We start from the raw sequence: 2,249 nt of genomic DNA, 5'->3' as shown, positions 1-2,249 counted from the left end.
GGTCTCTCAGCCCTCGATCGCCGCCGCCGGCGCGGCCCCGAGCGCGAGCGCGAGCAGGGGCAAGGCGAGGTAGGGGATGGCGAGGTAGGCGATGGCGAGGTGGGGGGTGGCGAAGCGGGGAACGGAGAGGCGCGCATGCGGGCGAGCGACCGCTCGGGACGGGATCGAAATTCTGAGCACGCAGGCCTCGAAGATGTGGGACACGTCGTCCAGAGATCGTCCGCGCCCGTCCGGGGGCAAGCGGGCGCGAGGACGCGGGGCGTCGCACCCTCAGGAATCGCGGCGGGTGTCGTCCTTCGCCTCGAGGTCCTTCAGCATGGCGATCACCGAGCGGCGGAGCTCCGCGTCGCCGATGGATTGGAACAGCCGCAGCAATTCGGCAGGGTCCGGATCGGAGGCCTGGACGCCGGTGCGCGGGCCGAGGAAGAACGCCGTGTCGACGCGAAGCAGTTCCGCGATCTTGCCCAGCAGGATCTGCGCCCGTTCGGATCGATCCGATCCGTCGTTCCGGCCGTCCTCCACGGTGGGCTCCTTACGCCACGGTCTCGTTATGCAACCTAGAATAAACTTACAGGACTCTATAAACAGGGCAGGATGGTGTCTGTCCAGCCGCCGGACGCGATATCCGTCGCGTCCGCGACCGGCGGGCGACGGCCGGCTCCGTCGTACGGCTCCTGCGAAAGGGCTGCGCAACGCATGATCACGAAGGCCCTCGACGTCACCTACGGCCTTTTCCAGGCCTTCGACCGGGCCGGCTCGGTCGACGCGTTGGACCGCACGCTGCTCGACGCGGTGTCCAAGCTCGGCGTCGAGAGCACGTTCGCCGGCATCATCCCGATCCCCGGCACCAGCCGTCGCGACCAGGCGGCCCACGTCCTGCTCGACAGCACGCCGCCCGGGTGGACCGAGCGCTACTTCAAGGCCGGCCACCTCTTCCGCGATCCGACCATCCGCCGCCTGACCGCCGACCTGACCCCGTTCCGCTGGTCCGACATCGAGCCGGCCTACCGCGCCGACGCCGCCGCCCGGCGGGTGATGGACGAGGCCGGCGACTTCCGCCTGCGCCAGGGCTTCACCGTGCCGCTGATCACCCTCGACGGGCGCGTCGCGGGGTTCAGCTTCGGTGCCGAGCGGTTCGACCCGTCGCCGGAGCTGCGCGGCATGCTGCAGCTCGTGGCGAGCTACGCCTTCGGCCGGTCGATCGCGCTCGGCGAAGGACCGCCGCGGCCGGAGGTCCGGCTGACCCCGCGCGAGCGCGAGGCCCTGCAATGGGCCGCCGACGGCAAGACCGAGTGGGAGATCGGCGAGCTGATGTCGATCTCCGAGCACGGCGCCGAGAAGCACCTGCGCTCGATCCGGACCAAGCTCGGCACCGCAAGCCGGACGCACGCGGTCGCGGAAGGGTTTCGTCGCGGGTTGCTGAAGTAGGCGCAGCAAGCCCTCGTATCGGATACCGGTTCCTCGAAAACGGCTGCCGGCGAGGTGGCGGGGCGGCCGACCGCAAACGCGGACGGATTGATAAAATCCAGTCAAGCTGCGCCAATTTTAAGTGCAGAATAGTACGCGAACGCGTACTTTCGGAGAAATACTTAGAAACGATACTGACGGCCAATCAATGGAGGCCGTCTTGATCCATATCGTCACCCCTGAGAACGTCGATCGTTACCGCGATGCCATGGAGCAGGCCTATCGCCTGCGGCACCAAGTCTTCGTCGAAGAGAAGGGCTGGCACGACCTCGCCAAGCCCGACGGACGCGAGATCGACCAGTTCGACGACGGCCACGCCGTCCACATGCTGGCGATGCAGGAGGACCGCGTCGTCGGCTACCAGCGCATGCTGCCGACCACCCGCCCCTACCTGCTCACCGAGGTGCTGCCGGAGCTCTGCGAGGTCGAGGCGCCGCGCAGCGCCCGGGTCTGGGAGTGGACCCGCTACGCCGTGCAGCGGGACGTGCGCGACCGCGGCCGCATCTTGAGCCCGGTCGGCAGCGCGCTGCTCGCCGGCATCGTCGAGTGGGGCCTGGAGAGCGGCATCGAGTCGATCGTCATCGAGATGAACCCGCTCTGGCTGCTGCGCCTCGTGCAGCTGCATTTCCGGGTGACGCCCCTCGGCCTGCCCTGCCGGATCGCCGGCGAGGACACCCTCGCCGTGGTCGCGGCCTTCGACGTGCGCACGCTCCGGCGCCTGCGCGAGACCCGGGGCGACGCCGCCTCCGTGCTCACCGCCCGGCCCGCCCTGCCCCAGCGCC

The 2,249-nt window shown here is 69.3% G+C and carries 4 protein-coding genes; 2 read left to right on the top strand and 2 right to left on the bottom strand.

Features of this window, described 5'->3' with window-relative positions; translation table 11 throughout:
• Positions 1–6: 6 nt before the first annotated feature.
• Together FV222_RS30030 and FV222_RS30025 are read right to left on the bottom strand one after the other, a co-directional pair.
• Positions 7–204 carry a hypothetical protein gene (locus FV222_RS30030; RefSeq protein ID WP_187277447.1) on the bottom strand — a complete coding sequence of 66 codons (198 nt, stop codon included), beginning with the start codon at positions 202–204 and terminating at the stop codon, positions 7–9.
• Between the two features lie 66 nt (positions 205–270).
• Positions 271–522: a hypothetical protein gene (locus FV222_RS30025; RefSeq protein WP_147754770.1), complete on the bottom strand. Its 252-nt coding sequence runs from the start codon at positions 520–522 to the stop codon at positions 271–273.
• Between the two features lie 174 nt (positions 523–696).
• Here FV222_RS30025 and FV222_RS23735 point away from each other — a divergent pair, with 174 nt between their 5' ends.
• The gene (locus FV222_RS23735; RefSeq protein WP_147754771.1) at positions 697–1,428 is read left to right on the top strand and encodes an autoinducer binding domain-containing protein; all 732 of its coding nucleotides are present in this window, start codon (positions 697–699) and stop codon (positions 1,426–1,428) included.
• Between the two features lie 199 nt (positions 1,429–1,627).
• A partial coding sequence (locus FV222_RS23730; protein ID WP_147815796.1) for an acyl-homoserine-lactone synthase occupies positions 1,628–2,249 on the top strand: 622 nt, incomplete at its 3' end.

It is taken from the genome of Methylobacterium sp. WL103 (genome assembly GCF_008039885.1).
Lineage (GTDB): Bacteria > Pseudomonadota > Alphaproteobacteria > Rhizobiales > Beijerinckiaceae > Methylobacterium > Methylobacterium cerastii.
Note: the sequence above shows the minus strand (reverse complement) of the source record. Positions and strands in the feature narration are given on the sequence as shown.

Bases quoted from the DNA above. Each gene is read 5' to 3' on its own strand.
- FV222_RS23735 (WP_147754771.1), top strand. From the start codon at position 697: ATGATCACGAAGGCCCTCGACGTCACCTACGGCCTTTTCCAGGCCTTC.